Below are 18,147 nucleotides of genomic sequence, written 5' to 3'. Positions count from 1 at the left end.
CGGACGTGACAGACCCCCGGGCCCCGGTCGGCCCGGTGCGGTCAGCTCCAGCGGCCGGTGCGCGCCAGGACCAGGGCCGTCGCCGCCGTACCCGCCGTGGAGGTGCGCAGGACGCTGCGGCCCAGCCGGTACGGCTTCGCCCCGGCCGCCTCGAAGGCCGCGAGCTCGTCCGGGGAGACCCCGCCCTCGGGGCCGACGACCAGCACGATCGAGCCCTTCGCGGGCAGTTCCACGGTGGCCAGCGCGTCGCTGCCGTGCTCGCGGTCCTCGTGCAGGACGCCGGCGAAGTCGGCGGCCGCGAGGAGCGCGGCGACCTGCTTGGTCGTCATCAGGTCGGCGACCTCGGGGAATCGGGTGCGGCGGGACTGCTTGCCCGCCTCGCGGGCGGTGGAGCGCCACTTGGCGAGCGCCTTGAGGCCGCGGTCGCCCTTCCACTGGGTGATGCAGCGGGCGGCGGCCCAGGGCACGATCGCGTCGACGCCGGTCTCCGTCATGGTCTCGACGGCGAGTTCGCCCCGGTCGCCCTTGGGCAGCGCCTGGACGACGGTGACGTGCGGCTCCTCCGCGGGGTCCTCGTGCACGGTGGAGAGCTCCACCGTCAGCCGGTCCTTGCCCTCCGCGGCGGAGACCACGCAGTCGGCCCAGCGGCCCCGGCCGTCGGTCAGGACGACGTCCTCCCCCGGGTTCAGCCGCTTCACGGAGACGGCGTGGCGGCCCTCGGGCCCGTCCAGGACGAAGAGCCGGGTGTCCGGGATGGTGTCGACGACGAAGACGGGTGCGGTCATGAGGCGCTCCTGTGAGCCAGGTCGGAGAGTGCGGTGTCGAGTTCGGCGGTCAGGACCTCGACGAGCTGCCCGGCGGGGAGTTCGCGGGCGAGACGGTGGCCCTGCCCGGCCCACAGGGCCATGCCCTGGGCGTCGCCGGAGGTGGCGGCGGCCTTGCGGAGCGGGGCGGTGAGGTGGTGGACCTCGGGGTAGGCGGCGGGGGCGTACGGCCCGTGCTCCCGCATGAAGCGGTTGACGAGCCCGCGCGCCGGCCGGCCGGAGAAGGCCCGGGTGAAGGCGGTCCGGGTGAACAGCGGATCGGTCAGGGCCCGCTTGTGCAGCGGGTGCGCGCCGGACTCGGGACAGGGGAGGAAGGCGGTGCCGAGCTGGGCGGCGTCGGCCCCGGCGGCGAGCGCGGCGGCGATCTGCGCGCCCCGCATGATCCCGCCGGTGGCGACGATCGGGAGCGCGACGCTCTCGCGGACCTCGGTGACGAGGGCGAGGAGCCCGGTCCCCGGGGTGCCGTCGTCGGCCGGGTCGTCGCGGTACGTGCTCTGGTGGCCGCCCGCCTCGGCGCCCTGGACGCAGACGGCGTCCGCCCCGGCCTGCTGGGCGGCGACGGCGTCCTCGGCGGAGGTGACGGTGACGAGCGTGAACGTTCCGGCACGGGCGAAGGCGGCGAGCGTCTCGGGGGCGGGGCAGCCGAAGGTGAAGGAGACGACGCGGACCGGGTCCTCCAGGAGGATCGCCAGTTTGGCGTCGTACCCGTCGTCACGGCCCTCGTCGGCCTCGCCGAGGGAGGTGTCGTACCAGGTCGCCTCGCCCGCGAGCTGGTGCCGGTAGACCTCGACGGCGGCGGGGTCGGCGTGCGGGCCGCCCGGCGGCAGGAAGAGGTTGACGCCGAAGGGCCGCGAGGTCAGCCCGCGTACCCGCTTGATCTCCTGGTACAGCCCTCCGGCCGTCTTGTACCCGCCGGCCAGGAAGCCGAGCGCACCGGCCTCGCAGACGGCTCCGACGAGCTCGGGACAGGAAGCGCCACCCGCCATGGGGGCCTGCACGATCGGAAACCGAAAGAGATCGTTCAGTGCGGTGGTGGACATACGGGCATCGTTTCATGAGCGTGTCGGCGGGCCGAATCGGTGGGCGGGACGGGAAAGGGCGGCACCCGTGAACCACGGGTACCGCCCTTGCCCCTCGCCTGCCACCGCCCGCCGAAGTCGTCCTTCAGCCGCCGGAGAGCACAGGCCCTGCTGCCTTACCGCCCGTTGAACGCGTCCTTCAGACGCGAGAACAGGCCCTGCTGCCCGGGCTGGAACTGGCCCGTGGGGCGCTCCTCGCCGCGGAGCTTGGCCAGCTCGCGCAGGAGCCGCTCCTGCTCCGCGTCGAGCTTGCCCGGGGTCTGCACCTCGACGTGCACGATCAGGTCGCCCCGGCCGTTGCCCCGCAGGTGCGTGACGCCACGGCCGTGCAGCGGGACCGACTGGCCGGACTGCGTGCCCGGGCGGATGTCGATCTCCTCGATGCCGTCGAGGGTCTGCAGCGGCACCTTGGTGCCGAGCGCGCCCGCCGTCATCGGGATGGTCACCGTGCAGTGCAGGTCGTCGCCGCGCCGCTGGAACGTCTCGTGCGGGATCTCGTGGATCTCGACGTACAGGTCTCCGGCGGGGCCGCCGCCGGGGCCGACCTCGCCCTCGCCCGCGAGCTGGATCCGGGTGCCGTTGTCGACACCGGCCGGGATCTTGACGGTGAGCGTGCGGCGGGACCGGACCCGGCCGTCGCCCGCGCACTCGTGGCACGGGGTCGGGACGACGGTGCCGAAGCCCTGGCACTGCGGGCAGGGCCGGGAGGTCATGACCTGGCCCAGGAAGGACCGCGTGACCTGGGAGACCTCGCCGCGGCCGCGGCACATGTCACAGGTCTGCGCGGACGTGCCGGGCGCCGCGCCCTCACCCGAACAGGTGGTGCAGACGACGGCCGTGTCGACCTGGATGTCCTTGGTGGTGCCGAAGGCCGCCTCGTTGAGGTCGATCTCCAGGCGGATCATGGCGTCCTGGCCGCGGCGCGTCCGCGAGCGCGGACCGCGCTGCTGGGACGTGCCGAAGAAGGCGTCCATGATGTCGGAGAAGTTGCCGAAGCCACCCGCGCCGAAGCCGCCCGCGCCACCACCGCCGGAGGCCGACAGGGGGTCGCCGCCGAGGTCGTAGACCTGCTTCTTCTGCGGGTCCGAGAGGACCTCGTAGGCGGCGTTGATCTCCTTGAAGCGCTCCTGCGTCTTCGGATCAGGGTTGACGTCCGGGTGCAGCTCGCGAGCGAGCCTCCGGAAAGCCTTCTTGATCTCGTCCTGGGAAGCGTCGCGGCGCACGCCGAGTACGGCGTAGTAGTCCGTGGCCACTTACGACTCCGCCAGGATCTGTCCGACGTAACGTGCCACTGCGCGTACCGCTCCCATCGTTCCGGGGTAGTCCATGCGGGTCGGTCCGACCACGCCGAGTTTGGCGACTGCTTCGCCGCCCGAACCGTAACCGACCGAGACGACCGAGGTGGAGCTCAGCCCCTCGTGGGCGTTCTCGTGCCCGATGCGTACGGTCATGCCCGATTCCTTGGCCTCGCCGAGCAGCTTGAGGAGCACGACCTGCTCCTCCAGGGCCTCCAGGACGGGCCTGATCATCAGGGGGAAGTCGTGTCCGAAGCGGGTCAGATTGGCGGTGCCGCCGATCATCAGCCGCTCCTCGTGCTCCTCCACGAGCGTTTCGAGGAGGGTCGCGAGCACGGTCGAGACCGTGGCGCGGTCCTCGATCTCCTCGAAGGACTCGGGGAGGTCCTGCACCAGCTGCGGCACGTCGGCGAACCGGCGGCCGACGACCCGGCTGTTGAGCCGGGCCCGCAGGTCGGCGAGGGAGGTCTCGCCGAAGGGCGCGGCGCAGTCGACGACACGCTGCTCGACGCGGCCGGTGTCCGTGATGAGCACGAGCATCAGGCGGGCCGGGGCCAGCGCGAGCAGCTCCACGTGCCGGACGGTCGAACGGGTCAGCGAGGGGTACTGGACGACGGCGACCTGACGGGTCAGCTGCGCGAGCAGCCGCACCGTACGGCCGACGACGTCGTCGAGGTCGACCGCGCCGTCGAGGAAGTTGTGGATGGCCCGCCGCTCGGGCGTCGACAGCGGCTTGACGCCGGCCAGCCGGTCGACGAAGAGCCGGTAGCCCTTGTCGGTCGGAATGCGTCCGGCGCTGGTGTGGGGCTGGGCGATGTACCCCTCCTCCTCCAGCACCGCCATGTCGTTGCGGACGGTCGCGGGCGAGACGCCGAGCTTGTGGCGCTCGGTGAGCGCCTTCGAGCCGACCGGCTCCTCCGTCCCGACGTAGTCCTGGACGATGGCGCGCAGGACCTCGAGTCTGCGTTCGCTGAGCATTCGTGCGCACCTCCAGCTGTCGTCGTCGTTCCGGTTGCTCCGCTTTTGGCACTCGCCCTGCCCGAGTGCCAGCAATCCCCCGGCCAGTGTACGGCGGCGGGCAACGCTCCTGGCAAGGAGGCGGGCGCGCACCGGCTAGCGTCGCCCCATGGACGTCGATTGGGAAGCGTACGGGTGGGAGCGACTGGCGCGCGGGGTCGGCAGGCTCCGACTGCCCGGCTGGGACGCCACGGTGGGCCTTGTCGTGGGGGCGGAGGCGCTGCTGCTGTACGACACGGGTTCCTCGCTCGCGGAGGGCGCCGAGCTCCGCGGGCGGATCGCGGCGCTGACGGACGGCCGAAGAGTGACGCACATCGCATTGAGCCATCCGCACTTCGACCATGTCTTCGGGACGGCGGCGTTCGCGGGCGCGGAGGTCTTCGGCGCGGTCGGTTCGGACGACCTCCTGGCCCGCGCGCGGGACCGGGAGGCGCTGCGCGCGGACGCGGTGCGGCACGGGCTCGACGCGGCCGCGGCGACGGAGGCGGTGGACGTCCTGGTGGCCCCGCGGCACGTGGTCTCCGGCGAGTGGACGCTCGACCTGGGCGGCCGGCAGGTGCTCCTGGCGAACCTCGGCCCGGGCCACACGGGCCACGACCTGGCGCTCTTCGTCCCCGGGGAGCGGGAGGTCGTCTTCTGCGGGGACCTGGTGGAGGAGTCGGGCGAGCCGCAGGCGGGGCCGGACGCGATCCCGGCCCGCTGGCCGGACGCGCTGGACAGGCTGCTGTCGCTCGGCGGCGAGGACGCGGTGTACGTGCCGGGCCACGGGGCCGTGGTGGACGCCACGTTCGTACGGACACAGCGCGAGGAACTGGCACGCCGCTTCGCGGTGTCATAACGTCGCCCGAATGCGCAGCTACGACCCGGATCTGACTCCTTCCTGGAAGAAGTCGAAGCCCGTTCCCGAGGTGCCGGCCGACCCCGATCTCGTCGTGGAGGAGGTCGCCACGGGCTTCTGCGGGGCGGTGATCCGCTGCGAGGCGGGCACGGTCACCCTGGAGGACCGCTTCGGCAAGCACCGGGTGTTCCCGATGGAGCCGCGCGGCTTCCTCCTGGAGGGCCGGGTCGTGACCCTGGTCCGCCCGGCCCCGGCGGCCCCGGTACGCCCCACGCGTACGGCCTCCGGCTCGGTCGCCGTCCCGGGCGCGCGGGCGCGCGTGGCGCGGGCGGGCCGGATCTACGTGGAGGGCCGGCACGACGCCGAGCTCGTGGAGCGGGTCTGGGGCGACGACCTGCGGATCGAGGGCGTGGTCGTCGAGTACCTGGAGGGCGTCGACGACCTGCCGGGGATCGTGGCGGAGTTCGGCCCGGCCCCGGACGCCCGACTGGGCGTCCTCGTGGACCACCTGGTCCCGGGCTCGAAGGAGTCCAGGATCGCCGCGCAGGTCACGTCCCCGGACGTCCTGGTGGTCGGCCACCCGTACATCGACGTCTGGGAGGCGGTGAAACCGTCCTCGGTGGGCATCAGGGCCTGGCCGACGGTGCCGCGCGGCCAGGACTGGAAGACGGGGGTGTGCCGAGCCCTGGGCTGGCCCCCCAACACGGGCGCGGCCTGGCAGCACATCCTGTCGAAGGTCACGTCCTACAAGGACCTGGAGCCCCAGCTCCTGGGCAGGGTCGAAGAACTGATCGACTTCGTCACGGCGCCGTAGCGACGTCACGGCAGGGGGCGGCCCACGGACGGCGCCGCCCCTTGCCGGGCCCAGGCTGCTCGGCCCCCGGACCTCAGTCCACCAGGTCCCGCACCACCGCATCGGCGAGCAGCCGGCCCCGCAGGGTCAGCACCGCGCGCCCGTCCTCGTACGACCCGGGGTCGAGGAGCCCGTCCCCCAGCGCCTTCCCCGCAGCCGCCAGCCCCGCGGGCTTCAGCAGATCCAGCGGGCACCCCTCCCGCAGCCGCAGCTCCAGCAGGATCCGCTCCACCCGGCGGTCCTCCGCCGCGAGGAGCTCCCGCCCGGCACCGGGCGACTTCCCGGCCCCGAGAGCCGCCGCGTACGCCCCGGGATGCTTCACGTTCCACCACCGCACCCCGCCCACGTGCGAGTGCGCGCCGGGCCCCGCGCCCCACCAGTCGGCGCCGCGCCAGTACAGCTCGTTGTGGAGGCAGCGCCCGGCCTCGGAGGTGGCCCAGTTGGACACCTCGTACCAGGAGAACCCCGCCTCCTCGAAGGCCGCGTCCGCGATCAGGTACCGGTCGGCGTGCACGTCGTCGTCGGTCATCGGCACCTCGCCGCGCCGGATGCGGCGCGCGAGCTGCGTCCCCTCCTCGACGATCAGGGCGTACGCGCTGACGTGGTCGGGCCCGGCACCGATGGCCGCGTCGAGGGAGGCCCGCCAGTCGTCGTCGGACTCGCCGGGCGTGCCGTAGATCAGGTCGAGGTTGACGTGCTCGAACCCGGCGGCCCGCGCCTCGGCGACGCAGGCCTCGGGGCGGCCGGGCGTGTGGGTGCGGTCGAGGATCTGCAGGACGTGCTGCTTGGCGCTCTGCATGCCGAAGGAGATCCGGTTGAACCCGCCCTCCCGCAGCTCCGCGAGATACGCGGGGTTCACCGACTCCGGATTCGCCTCCGTCGTCACCTCGGCGTCGTCCGCGAGTCCGAACTCGTCGCGGATGGCCCCCAGCATCCGTACGAGGTCACCGGCGGCGAGCAGCGTGGGCGTGCCGCCGCCGACGAAGACGGTCCGCACGGGCCTGGGGTCGTCGCCGAGGACCTTCCGGGCCAGCCGGATCTCCTCGGCGACCTGCCCGGCGTAGTTGTCCCGGGAGGCGAGCACGCCACCGGCACCGCGCAGCTCGCTCGCGGTGTACGTGTTGAAGTCGCAGTAGCCGCAGCGGGTCGCGCAGTACGGCACGTGCAGGTAGAACCCGAGGGGCCGCTCCCCCGCCCCTTCCAGGGCGTGCGGGGGCAGCGCCCCGTCGTCGGGGACGTTCTCACCATCGGGCAGTACGGAAGGCATGAGCCCATTGTCCCGTACCGCCCGAGGTGGACCGCCGGCCTGTGGACAACAGCCGCACCGACCTGGGGACGACCGTGGCTACGCCTCGCGCGCGCCCTCGTACATCGCGTCGATGAGGTGCTGGTAGGTCCGCTCCACGACGGGCCGCTTCATCTTCAGCGACGGGGTCAGCTCGCCGTGCTCGACGTCGAGGTCGCGCGGGAGCAGCCGGAACTTCTTGATCGTCTGCCAGCGCTGGAGGTTCTCGTTGAGGCGGTCGATGTATCCCTGGACCATCTTCTCGGTCTCCGGGGCGCCGACGACCTCCGCGTACGTCTTGCCGGCGAGGCCCTGCTCGGCGGCCCAGCCGAGGATGGCGGGCTCGTCGAGGGCGATCAGCGCGGAGCAGTAGTTCCGGTCGGCGCCGAGGACCACGATGTTGGAGACGAACGGGCAGACGGCCTTGAACTGGCCCTCGACCTCGGTCGGGGCGATGTACTTGCCGCCGGAGGTCTTGAACAGGTCCTTCTTGCGGTCGGTGATCCGCAGGTACCCGTCGGCGGAGAGCTCACCGATGTCGCCGGTGTGGAACCAGCCGTCCGGCTCCAGGACCTCGGCCGTCTTCTCCGGCAGGCGGTGGTAGCCCTCCATGATGCCGGGGCCGCGCAGCAGGATCTCGCCGTCGTCGGCGATCCGGACCTCGGTGCCGGGGAGCGGCTTGCCGACGGTGCCGGTGCGGTAGGCCTCGCCCGGGTTGACGAAGGAGGCGGCGCTGGACTCCGTGAGGCCGTAGCCCTCCAGGATGTGGATGCCGGCGCCGGAGAAGAAGTAGCCGATCTCGGGGGCCAGGGCGACGGAGCCGGAGACGGCGGCGCGCAGCCGTCCGCCGAAGGCCTCGCGGAGCTTCTTGTAGACCAGCGCGTCGGCGACCTTGTGCTTGGCCGTGAGGCCGAAGGGGGCCGAGGCCGTGCCGGTGCGGCGGAAGTTGTCCTGGGTGACCTTGGCGTACTCGCGGGCGACGCCGGCGGACCACTGGAAGATCTTGTACTTGGCGCCGCCGCCCTCGCGGGCCTTGGCGGCGACTCCGTTGTAGACCTTCTCGAAGATGCGCGGGACGGCGGCCATGTAGGTCGGCTGCACGATCGGCAGGTTCACGATGATCTTGTCGATCCGCCCGTCGAGGGCGGTGACGTGGCCGACCTCGATCTGGCCGGAGGTGAGCACCTTGCCGAAGACGTGGGCGAGCGGCAGCCACAGGTACTGGACGTCGTCCTTGGTGACGAGGCCGGTGGCGGCGATGGCCTTCGCCATGTACGACCAGTTGTCGTGCGGGAGGCGGACGCCCTTCGGGCGGCCGGTGGTGCCCGAGGTGTAGATGAGGGTCGCGAGCTGGTCGGCGGTGATCGCGGCGACCCGCTCCTTGACGGCCTCGGCGTTCTTCTCCAGGTACGCCTTGCCGCGCGCCTCCAGGTCGGCGAGCGAGAGGACCCAGTCGTCGGTCTCCACGCCCTCGGGGTCGAGGACCACGACGTGGTGGAGGTCGGGCAGCTCGGCGCGGCGCTCGACGGCCTTGGCCACCTGGGCCGCGTCCTCCGCGATGAGGACCCTGGACTCGGAGTCCGCGAGGATGAAGGCCGACTCCTCGGCGTTCGTCTGCGGGTAGATCGTGGTCGTCGCGGCGCCCGCGCACATCACGCCGAGGTCGGCGAGGACCCACTCCACCCGGGTGGAGGAGGCGAGCGCGACGCGCTCCTCGGGCCGCACGCCCAGGTCCATCAGGCCGGCGGCGATCGCGTAGACCCGCTCGGCGGCCTGCCCCCAACTGAGCGACTTCCAGTCGTCGGGGCCGGCACCGGACGCGGCGGGGACCGGGTACCGGTACGCCTCCGCGTCGGGAGTCCGCTCGACGCGCTCAAGGAAGAGGGTCGCCACGGAGGGCGGCCGGTTCTCGATCAGGGTCTGTGTGTCGCTCACGACGTCCTCCGGGCGGCGGCGGTGCCTGCTGGCGGTGCGTAAAAAACGTATCTGGCGGTGCGGAACCACGTAACTAACTGGCGAGTAACCTTCGAGTCGGGATCAGAGTAAAGGGCCGAGGACCGGCGCGTAAGGGCTTGCGAGCCGCCGCTTGATAACGAACGGGTCCACGCGCCGTCGGCACGTGGACCCGTTCGATGCACAAGGCACCTACTTCTGACTTCCCGGTCTCTTCCGGCTACTTCTTCTTGCCGGAGGACTCGTCGCTCGACAGGACGGCGATGAAGGCCTCCTGCGGCACCTCCACCGAGCCGACCATCTTCATGCGCTTCTTGCCTTCCTTCTGCTTCTCCAGCAGCTTCCGCTTACGGGAGATGTCACCGCCGTAGCACTTGGCGAGGACGTCCTTGCGGATGGCGCGGATGGTCTCTCGGGCGATGACGCGGGAGCCGATCGCGGCCTGGATCGGCACCTCGAAGGCCTGGCGCGGGATGAGCTCGCGCAGCTTGGCGACGAGGCGCACACCGTAGGCGTAGGCGGCGTCCTTGTGGGTGACGGCGGAGAAGGCGTCGACCTTGTCGCCGTGCAGCAGGATGTCGACCTTGACGAGGCTGGAGGCCTGCTCGCCCGTGGGCTCGTAGTCGAGGGAGGCGTAACCGCGGGTCTTGGACTTCAGCTGGTCGAAGAAGTCGAAGACGATCTCCGCGAGGGGCAGGGTGTAGCGGATCTCGACCCGGTCCTCGGAGAGGTAGTCCATGCCGATCAGGGTGCCGCGACGGGTCTGGCACAGCTCCATGATCGCGCCGATGAACTCGCTGGGGGCGAGGATCGTCGCCTTCACGACGGGCTCGAAGACGTCGTCGATCTTGCCTTCGGGGAACTCGCTCGGGTTCGTGACCGTGTGCTCGCTGCCGTCCTCCATGACCACGCGGTAGACCACGTTGGGGGCGGTGGCGATGAGGTCGAGACCGAACTCGCGCTCCAGCCGCTCACGGATGACGTCGAGGTGGAGAAGACCCAGGAAGCCGACGCGGAAACCGAAGCCCAGCGCGGCGGAGGTCTCCGGCTCGTAGACGAGCGCGGCGTCGTTCAGCTGGAGCTTGTCGAGGGCCTCGCGGAGGTCCGGGTACTCCGAGCCGTCCAGCGGGTAGAGACCCGAGAACACCATCGGCTTGGGGTCCTTGTAGCCGCCGAGCGCCTCGGTCGCGCCCTTGTTCAGGGAGGTGATCGTGTCACCGACCTTGGACTGGCGGACGTCCTTCACACCGGTGATGAGGTAGCCGACCTCGCCGACGCCGAGACCGTCGGACGCGGTCATCTCGGGGGACGAGACGCCGATCTCCAGCAGCTCGTGCGTGGCGCCCGTCGACATCATCTTGATGCGCTCGCGCTTGTTGAGCTGGCCGTCGACGACACGGACGTACGTCACGACGCCCCGGTACGAGTCGTACACGGAGTCGAAGATCATCGCGCGGGCGGGCGCGTCCGCGACGCCGACCGGCGCCGGCACGTCCCGCACCACCCGGTCGAGCAGCGCCTCGACACCCATACCGGTCTTCGCGGAGACCTTCAGGACGTCCTCCGGCTGGCAGCCGATGAGGTTGGCGAGCTCCTCGGAGAACTTCTCCGGCTGGGCGGCCGGCAGGTCGATCTTGTTGAGCACGGGAACGATCGTCAGATCGTTCTCCATCGCCAGATAGAGGTTGGCGAGGGTCTGCGCCTCGATGCCCTGCGCCGCGTCCACGAGCAGGATCGTGCCCTCGCAGGCGGCCAGCGAACGCGACACCTCGTACGTGAAGTCGACGTGCCCGGGAGTGTCGATCATGTTCAGGATGTGGGTCCTGCCCTCACCCTGCCCGTCGGTGGGCGCCCACGGCAGCCGGACCGCCTGGGACTTGATCGTGATGCCGCGCTCCCGCTCGATGTCCATCCGGTCGAGATACTGGGCACGCATCTGCCGCTGGTCGACCACACCGGTGAGCTGGAGCATCCGGTCGGCGAGCGTGGACTTGCCGTGGTCGATGTGCGCGATGATGCAGAAGTTGCGGATCAGAGCCGGGTCGGTACGGCTCGGCTCGGGCACGTTGGTAGGAGTCGCGGGCACGCAGTGATCTCGTCTCGGGCGATGTTTCAGAACGGATACGTAGACACCATGGTCCCATGCCCGCCGCCCTGCGCCCGGTTTGGGCGGCCCCGAGGGTGACTGATACTGTGGACAGCTGTGTCTCGTGTGCCCTCTCAGCTGCGAGTCACACTCCAGAAGGAACATCGAACCTGTAAAGGCTCTTTTCGTGGCGAACATCAAGTCCCAGATCAAGCGGAACAAGACCAACGAGAAGGCGCGCCTGCGTAACAAGGCCGTCAAGTCGTCGCTCAAGACCGCGATCCGCAAGGCCCGTGAGGCTGTCGCCGCCGGCGACCTCGAGAAGGCCACCGTTGCCACTCGTGCCGCCGCGCGTCAGCTCGACAAGGCTGTCTCGAAGGGTGTCATCCACAAGAACGCCGCCGCCAACAAGAAGTCGGCGCTGGCCACCAAGGTTGCCTCCCTCCAGGGCTGAGCTCTGATCTAACCGGCCGTACGGGACCCAGCGGGCCCTCTCTCCCGCTCCCGTCCGGCCACCAGGACTCGCACGCGGACGCGTTCGCCACGCGGGTGCGAGCCCACCATCACCACGCCGAAGGCCCCCTGACCTCCACCCCAGGAGCGAAGGGGGCCTTCGCCGCGTCCGGGGGCAGGGCACGGGGGCGGCTCGGCGCCTTGCGGCGTCCGGGGCTGCCGACGAGCGACGGCGAGCCCGGGTTGCCCGGCAGGCAGGCCGGGGGCCGGCGGCGCAGGCCGGGCATGGGGTTGCCTGGCGGATCGAAGGCGCCGGAGACCCGGAGACCCGCGGGCAGGCCGGAAGTCCGTCGGCACGGGCGGGCCCCGAGTTCCCTAGCGGCTCCGGAGGCACCGTGTTGCCCGGAGCCCCGGGGGCGCCCAGCGGACCCCGGAGGCCCGGGGTTGCCCGGCAGGCGGGCCGACCTGGGGGTGCTCTGCGGACCCGAAAGCCCAGAGTTGCCCGGCAGGCGGGCCGAACCTCGGGGGCTCTGCGGACCCGAAAGCCCGGAGTTGCCCGGCAGGCGGGCCGAACCTAGGGGGCTCTGCGGACCCGAAAGCCCGGGGCTGCCAGCGGGCAAGCCGGGGGTTGCCGGCCAGACGGGTACGGAGGCCCGCGGGCGGAGCCCTGCGGCGCGAAGCTGCCGCCAGCCCCGGAGGCGGAGCCCGGCGGTGCGAAGCTGTCGCCAGCCCCGGAGGCGGAGCCCTGCGGCGCGAAGCTGCCGCCAGCCCCGGAGGCGGAGCCCGGCGGCGCGAAGCTGCCGCCAGCCCCGGAGGCGGAGCCCGGCGGTGCGAAGCTGCCGCCAGCCCCGGAGGCGGAGCCCGGCGGTGCGAAGCTGCCGCCGGTGCTGCCAGGGGCCCGGGGCGGAGCCCCGGATAATGCCTTGTCCCCACCAGCCCCCGGCAGGGTTTCGGGAAGGGGTGGGGTGGGGGAATCGACTCCGGCATCAGCCACGAACGGCGCCGCACCTGCCCACCGGCCCCGGCAGGGCCAGGCACGACCCGGCACGACCCGGCACGACCCGGCACGACCCGGCACGACCCGGCACGACCCGGCACGACCCGGCACGACCCGGCACCGGGGAGCATGGACCAAGCACCCGGTATCCACGTCGGGCACCGGCACCGGAGGTGCCGGCGGAAGAACCGGCCCCCTACCCCCGCCGCATCCTCGCCGCCCGAGCCACCGCGACCACCGCCTTCTCCAGGGCGTACTCGGGGTCGTCGCCCCCGCCCTTCACCCCCGCGTCCGCCTCCGCGATCGCCCGCAGCGCGAAGGAGACCCCGTCCGGGGTCCAGCCCCGCATCTGCTGCCGTACGCGGTCGATCTTCCACGGCGGCATGCCCAGCTCACGCGCCAGATCCGCCGGCCGCCCGCCCCGCGCCGAGGAGAGCTTGCCGATCGCCCGTACCCCCTGCGCCAACGCGCTGGTGATCAGGACGGGCGCCACCCCGGTCGAGAGCGACCAGCGCAGCGCCTCCAGGGCCTCCGCCGCCCGCCCTTCGACGGCCCGGTCGGCCACGTTGAACGACGACGCCTCCGCGCGGCCGGTGTAGTACCGCCCGACGACCGCCTCGTCGATCGTCCCGTCGACGTCCGCCGTCAGCTGCGCGCACGCGGACGCCAGCTCCCGCAGGTCGCTGCCGATCGCGTCCACCAGCGCCTGGCACGCCTCCGGCGTCGCCGCGCGCCCGAGCGCCCGGAACTCCTGCCGGACGAACGTCAGCCGCTCCGCCGGCTTCGTCGTCTTCGGGCAGGCCACCTCCCGCGCGCCCGCCTTCCGCGCCGCGTCGAGCAGGCCCTTGCCCTTGGCTCCGCCCGCGTGGAGCAGGACGAGCGAGATGTCCTCGACGGGGTCGTCGAGGTAGGCCTTGACGTCCTTGACGGTGTCGGCGGAGAGGTCGTGCGCGTTCCGCACGATCAGGACCTTGCGCTCGGCGAAGAGCGAGGGGCTGGTCAGCTCGGCCAGTGACCCGGGCTGGAGCTGGTCGGACGTGAGGTCACGTACGTCCGTGTCGGCGTCGGCGGCCCTGGCGGCCGCGACCACCGCCTGAACGGCGCGGTCGAGGAGCAGGTCCTCCTGCCCCACGGCGAGCGTCACGGGGCCGAGGAGGTCGTCGGGGGAAGTCTTTCTGGTGGCCATCGCGTTCCAGCATCCCACGGGCGACTGACAACCCACGCCCGCCGACCGCCCCACCGAACAAGCCCGCCCATCACCCCACCCATCGAGCACACCCACCGCACCCACCACACCCACCGAGCACACCCACCGCACCCACCGCACCCACCCCACCGCCCCGCCCCACACCCATGCCCGAGAATGGCCCGGTGAGCGAACGACGACACGTACTGGTACTTCCCGACCGCGACGCCGCCGAGGAGGTCGCCGAGGAACTCCCCGACCGCTTCGGCGTCGCCGAGACACCGCAACTCGTGCGGGACGCCCTGGCCGGCGAGGACGACGCCGAGGACGCCCAGTGGCTGGTGGTCGTCGAGGACCCGGACGGCAGGCTCGACGCGGCGGCGCTCGACGAGCTCGCCGCCGAGCACGAGGGCTGGCTGGAGGCCCCCTGACGGGCTCCGCTAGGCGGTCTTGCGGACGATCTGGATGTCGAGGTCGATGCTGATGCTGGACCCGACGGCCGCGATCCCGCGCGCGAGCAGCGTCTGCCACGTGAGGGTGAAGTCCTCGCGGTGCAGCTCGGTGGTGGCCCGACACGCCCCCCGCGTCTCGCCCTCCAGGCCGCTCCCGATGCCCAGGTACTGGGTGTCGAGCGTCACCGTGCGGCTGACCCCGTGGAGGGTGAGCGCCCCGGTGACGGCCCAGCGGCTGCCGCCCCGGTGGACGAAGCGCTCGCTGGAGAACTCCAGCGTCGGGTACGCCCCGACGTCGAGGAAGTCCCCCGAGCGCAGGTGGTCGTCGCGCATCTGCACCCCGGTGTCGATGGAGGCGGCGTCGATGACGACGTGCATCGCCGACCGCTCCATGCGGTCGCCGATGCGCACCGCGCCCGCGAAGCTGTTGAACCGGCCGTGGATGCGCGCGAGCCCGATGTGGCGGGCGGTGAAGCCGATCTGCGAGTGCGTCGGGTCGATCTCCCAGTCGCCGGGCTCCGGGAGCTGGGGCTGAGGAGCGATCTGGAGCAGGACGTCGCCGACGCCCGTGTGTCCGCCCTCGGTGACGACGGCGCTGCCGTGGTACGGCGTGTAGCCCTCGGCGGTGACGGCGAGCCGGTACTCGCCCGCCGGCACCGTCGCGAGGGCCGTGCCGTACGGGTCGGTCTCCCCGCCCAGCACCTTGCGGCCCGCCGCGTCACTGAGCACGAACTCCGCCTGCCGGACCGGCTCGTGTACGGGGTCGATGACCCGGCAGGTCAGCACCCCCGCCGAGGCCGGCACCGCGAGGCCGGCGAGCGGGCCGCCCCGCGCCGCCCCCGCCGCCCTCTTCCCGAAGAGACGATCGAACATTCTTCACGCACCCCCGCATGACTCGTTCACTATGCAACGAAGATGCATTCGATCACTGATGGGGCGTTCGAGGCAAACGAACCAAGTGTTACCGAGAGTCCGAATTGAGGGTTCTGGTCGATGCGTGGTCGATGTCCGGTCGATGTCCGGTCGATGCCTCCGCTCAGCTGCTCCCCTCCGGGGCTTCCGCGCCGCGCGGTGCCGTCGGCAGCTCGTCGAGCACGATGCCGAACAGCTCCCGGTACGCGCCCCGCACCTCCTCGTCCCCGTCGAGCACCCGCTCGGCGCGCTCCCCGTGGGCGCGGGTGATCAGCTTCCGGTCGCTGAGGGTGATCCGACCCTCCTCGGTGAGCAGGGAGCAGATGAGCGAGCGCGGAAAGTGCGAGTCGGGCGAGGTCCGGTGGTACCAGGCGCCGGCCGTGAAATCGGCGAGCTCACGGGGTCGCACCTCCAGCCGGTACTGCGGCTTGCCGTCCTTGAGCACCTCCAGATCGCCCAGATCGCCGTCGGCGGCTTCCCGGAGGCGGAAGAGGCCGCCCGGGTCCTGCTGCTCCCCGCGCTCGTCGAAGGCCAGCGGGTGGTGACCGTGGTCGCCGAAGCCGACGTCGGCCAGCCACCGCTCCCCGTCGGCCGTCTCCACGAGCAGCGCCATGTGGTCGTACGGGATGCCGAGCCTCCCCGCCGGGTCGACGACACGCGCCTGGAGCAGCGAGACCCGGTAGCCGAGTGCCCGCAGCAGGACCGCGAACGCGGTGTTGAGCTCGTAGCAGAAGCCGCCCCTCCTGCTGCCGACCACCTTGTCGACCAGCGCCTTCTCGTCCAGGACGATGTCCTCGCCGAGGTGGATCGAGAGGTTCTCGAAGGGCACGCTCAACAGGTGCCGCACATGCAGCTCGCGCAAGGCGGCGGCGTCCGCGCGCTCGGGCCGGCCCGCGCCGATCCGCGCCAGGTAGGCAGCGGCGTCCGGGAGGGCGGTCGCCGTGGCGGAATCCGTCTGGTCGGGTGCGTCCGTCATCTCGTCAGTCATGCGGCCAGTCTCCCTCTTCCCGTGCGGTCACGACGCTCCGACGGGCGTCGACTCCTCTTCCACGGTGGGCAGTTCACGCATGCGTGCCAGCGGCGAGGGCAGCAGCCAGAGCACCGCGAGGACGGCTCCGCCGGTGGCGATCCACAGCGTCGGGCGCAGCCCGATCGCCGTGCCGAGCAGGCCTCCGGCGAGTGCGCCGAGCGGGCGGAAGCCGTGGTTGAGCGTGCGGTACGCGCCCATGACCCGGGCCCGTACGGCGTCGGGGATCGCCGCCATCTGGAACGACCCCGCGGCGATGTCCGCGATCATCACGCCGACGCAGGAGAGGAACTCGGCCGCGAACATCACGGCCACCACCAGCGGAAGCGGCCCGTCGGCCAGGGGTATCAGGAGCAGGGGCAGCGTGAACCCGAGGAAGCCGGCGACGATCGAGGGACCGACGCCGATCCGCCGGACGACGGCTCCGCTGCACGCGGCCCCGATGAGACCGCCCACCGCTCCGGCTCCGAGGATCAGGCCGAGCAGCCCGGCGCCGATGCCGAGTTCGGCGGTTGCGTAGAGCACGAAGAGCGTGTGGAACATGTAGTTGAACAGCTGGATCGTGCCGGAGGCGGCGAACAGCGCGCGCATGGACGAGTCGCGCAGCACCCAGCGCAGCCCCTCGGTGAAGTGCCCCTTGACCACGGGGGCCGGCGGAGGTTCGACCGCCTTGATCCGGGCCAGGTACCCGGCCGACACCACGTAGGTCAGGGCGTCGGCGAGCAGGGCGAAGGGTGCGGTGAGGACCTGTACGAGGACGCCTCCGATGCCGGGGCCCGCGAGCCAGGACATCGAACGGCTGCCGTTGACCAGCGCGTTCGCCTGTATGTACCGGTCGGTGGGGACGAGCGCGACGAGGAGCGTGGTGTTGCAGACCTCGAAGAGCACGGTGAGCGCCCCGATCCCGAAGGCCACCGCGTACAGCTGGCCGAGCGTCAGCGCGTCGAGCGCGTAGGCCACGGGAAGCGTCAGCATGAGCGCGGCCCGCCCGAGGTCCGCGGCGATCATGGCGTGCCTGCGGCGGGCGTGCCGGTCCGCCCAGGCGCCGAGCGGCAGGTTGAGCAGGAGGGCGGGGAGGAGTTCGGCGGTCTTGAGCCAGCCCATCTCGGCGGCGTCGGCGCCCAGGATCAGGACGGCGGCGAGCGGGATGGCGATGAGCGAGATCTGGTCCCCGACGAGCGAGACGGTCTGCCCGGTCCAGTAGCGGCGGAAGGTCCGCTCGCGCAGCAGTGCGGGTATGCGTTCCACGAGGGCCATCTCACTCACTCCTCTTCCTGGCTGTCGGGGATGTTCCGGTCGAGGTAGGCGATCCGCAGGACGCTGACGGCCCGGGCACCCTCGGGCCTGCGGGACGGGGACTCCCGCCCCTCGTAGGACTGGAGCAGTTCGCCCATCCGCTCTCCGAGCTCGCGGAGCTCCTCGGGGGTGAGGTAGAGCACGGAGTCGCTGAAGTTCTCGGCCTCCCGCCACTCCTTCGGCAGCGCGTGCCGGTTCCCGATCGCCTGGACGACGCCCTCGAAGTACCTCTGGACGGCGGCGGCGCTCAGCGCGTCGGCGGCCTCCGCGACCGTGGCGTCCTCGCTGTATCCGGGCCACTCCGTGTACCGGGCGGTGGCGCGCCAGGGCTTCTCGCGCCCCTTGCCCCCCGGCGCCTCCTCCACGAGGCCGTACTTGGCGAGTGTCCGCAGGTGGTACGAGCAGTTGGCCACGGACTCGCCGGTCAGCTCGGCGGCCTTGGTCGCGGTGAAGGGGCCGCTGCTGCGCAGCAGTCCCACCAGGGTCATCCGCAGGGGGTGAGCGTAGGCCCGCAGGGCGCGCGGGTCGGTGAGGCGGATACTGCGGGGCTGCTCGCCCTCGGGTCGCGGTTCGCTGGTCTCCGGCATGATGGAA

16 protein-coding genes are annotated in these 18,147 nt (G+C 71.9%); 4 read left to right on the top strand and 12 right to left on the bottom strand.

The features are described 5' to 3' along the window. Positions 1–41: 41 nt before the first annotated feature. From ACF08F_RS15650 to hrcA, 4 genes are all read right to left on the bottom strand, one after another. On the bottom strand, positions 42–785 hold the full coding sequence (locus ACF08F_RS15650) for a 16S rRNA (uracil(1498)-N(3))-methyltransferase (RefSeq protein ID WP_392299009.1): 744 nt from the start codon (positions 783–785) through the stop codon (positions 42–44). After that, on the bottom strand, positions 782–1,864 hold the full coding sequence (locus ACF08F_RS15645) for a nitronate monooxygenase (protein ID WP_392299008.1): 1,083 nt from the start codon (positions 1,862–1,864) through the stop codon (positions 782–784). The genes ACF08F_RS15650 and ACF08F_RS15645 overlap by 4 nt, the downstream gene beginning before the upstream one ends. Positions 1,865–2,019: 155 nt before the next feature. Then, positions 2,020–3,156: a molecular chaperone DnaJ gene (dnaJ, locus tag ACF08F_RS15640; RefSeq protein ID WP_392299007.1), complete on the bottom strand. Its 1,137-nt coding sequence runs from the start codon at positions 3,154–3,156 to the stop codon at positions 2,020–2,022. Then, on the bottom strand, positions 3,157–4,176 hold the full coding sequence (gene hrcA / locus ACF08F_RS15635; protein WP_392299006.1) for a heat-inducible transcriptional repressor HrcA: 1,020 nt from the start codon (positions 4,174–4,176) through the stop codon (positions 3,157–3,159). Between the two features lie 148 nt (positions 4,177–4,324). Here hrcA and ACF08F_RS15630 point away from each other — a divergent pair, with 148 nt between their 5' ends. Then, positions 4,325–5,053 (top strand): MBL fold metallo-hydrolase, encoded by a 729-nt coding sequence (locus ACF08F_RS15630; RefSeq protein ID WP_392299005.1) that lies wholly within the window; start codon positions 4,325–4,327, stop codon positions 5,051–5,053. A 10-nt stretch (positions 5,054–5,063) separates the two neighbouring features. Continuing rightward, positions 5,064–5,867 carry a DUF3097 domain-containing protein gene (locus tag ACF08F_RS15625; protein ID WP_392299004.1) on the top strand — a complete coding sequence of 268 codons (804 nt, stop codon included), beginning with the start codon at positions 5,064–5,066 and terminating at the stop codon, positions 5,865–5,867. Between the two features lie 73 nt (positions 5,868–5,940). Here the strand turns inward: ACF08F_RS15625 and hemW are convergent, their stop codons facing one another. The 3 genes from hemW to lepA all read right to left on the bottom strand — a co-directional run bounded on the left by hemW (position 5,941) and on the right by lepA (position 11,230). After that, the gene (hemW, locus tag ACF08F_RS15620) at positions 5,941–7,173 is read right to left on the bottom strand and encodes a radical SAM family heme chaperone HemW (protein ID WP_392299003.1); all 1,233 of its coding nucleotides are present in this window, start codon (positions 7,171–7,173) and stop codon (positions 5,941–5,943) included. Positions 7,174–7,251: 78 nt separating this feature from the next. Beyond that, the gene (locus ACF08F_RS15615; protein ID WP_392299002.1) at positions 7,252–9,126 is read right to left on the bottom strand and encodes an AMP-dependent synthetase/ligase; all 1,875 of its coding nucleotides are present in this window, start codon (positions 9,124–9,126) and stop codon (positions 7,252–7,254) included. Between the two features lie 238 nt (positions 9,127–9,364). Further along, complete coding sequence (lepA, locus tag ACF08F_RS15610; protein ID WP_392299001.1) at positions 9,365–11,230, bottom strand: translation elongation factor 4; 1,866 nt, start codon at positions 11,228–11,230, stop codon at positions 9,365–9,367. A gap of 187 nt (positions 11,231–11,417) precedes the next feature. Here lepA and rpsT point away from each other — a divergent pair, with 187 nt between their 5' ends. Beyond that, entirely contained in the window at positions 11,418–11,684 is a 267-nt protein-coding gene (gene rpsT, locus ACF08F_RS15605; protein WP_392299000.1) for a 30S ribosomal protein S20, read from the top strand. 1,192 nt (positions 11,685–12,876) lie between these two features. Here rpsT and holA read toward each other — a convergent pair. Next, complete coding sequence (holA, locus tag ACF08F_RS15600; RefSeq protein WP_392298999.1) at positions 12,877–13,866, bottom strand: DNA polymerase III subunit delta; 990 nt, start codon at positions 13,864–13,866, stop codon at positions 12,877–12,879. 167 nt (positions 13,867–14,033) lie between these two features. Here holA and ACF08F_RS15595 point away from each other — a divergent pair, with 167 nt between their 5' ends. After that, positions 14,034–14,297, top strand: a complete 264-nt coding sequence (locus tag ACF08F_RS15595) for a hypothetical protein (protein ID WP_392298998.1) — start codon at positions 14,034–14,036, stop codon at positions 14,295–14,297. A 9-nt stretch (positions 14,298–14,306) separates the two neighbouring features. Here ACF08F_RS15595 and ACF08F_RS15590 read toward each other — a convergent pair whose 3' ends face one another. From ACF08F_RS15590 to ACF08F_RS15575, 4 genes are all read right to left on the bottom strand, one after another. Next, positions 14,307–15,191 (bottom strand): YceI family protein, encoded by an 885-nt coding sequence (locus ACF08F_RS15590; protein ID WP_392298997.1) that lies wholly within the window; start codon positions 15,189–15,191, stop codon positions 14,307–14,309. 163 nt (positions 15,192–15,354) lie between these two features. Next, a complete protein-coding gene (locus ACF08F_RS15585; protein ID WP_392299122.1) occupies positions 15,355–16,206 on the bottom strand; it encodes an arylamine N-acetyltransferase in 852 nt (283 codons plus the stop codon). Positions 16,207–16,245: 39 nt separating this feature from the next. Continuing rightward, a complete protein-coding gene (locus ACF08F_RS15580; RefSeq protein ID WP_392298996.1) occupies positions 16,246–17,514 on the bottom strand; it encodes an MFS transporter in 1,269 nt (422 codons plus the stop codon). 5 nt (positions 17,515–17,519) lie between these two features. Further along, positions 17,520–18,140, bottom strand: coding sequence for a winged helix-turn-helix domain-containing protein (locus tag ACF08F_RS15575; protein ID WP_392298995.1), 621 nt, complete (start codon positions 18,138–18,140; stop codon positions 17,520–17,522). Positions 18,141–18,147 lie beyond the last annotated feature (7 nt).

It is taken from the genome of Streptomyces sp. NPDC015130, from assembly GCF_043080005.1.
Classification (GTDB): Bacteria; Actinomycetota; Actinomycetes; order Streptomycetales; family Streptomycetaceae; genus Streptomyces.
The sequence above is the reverse complement of the archived record's forward strand: the minus strand, read 5'-3'. Positions and strand labels throughout refer to the sequence as shown.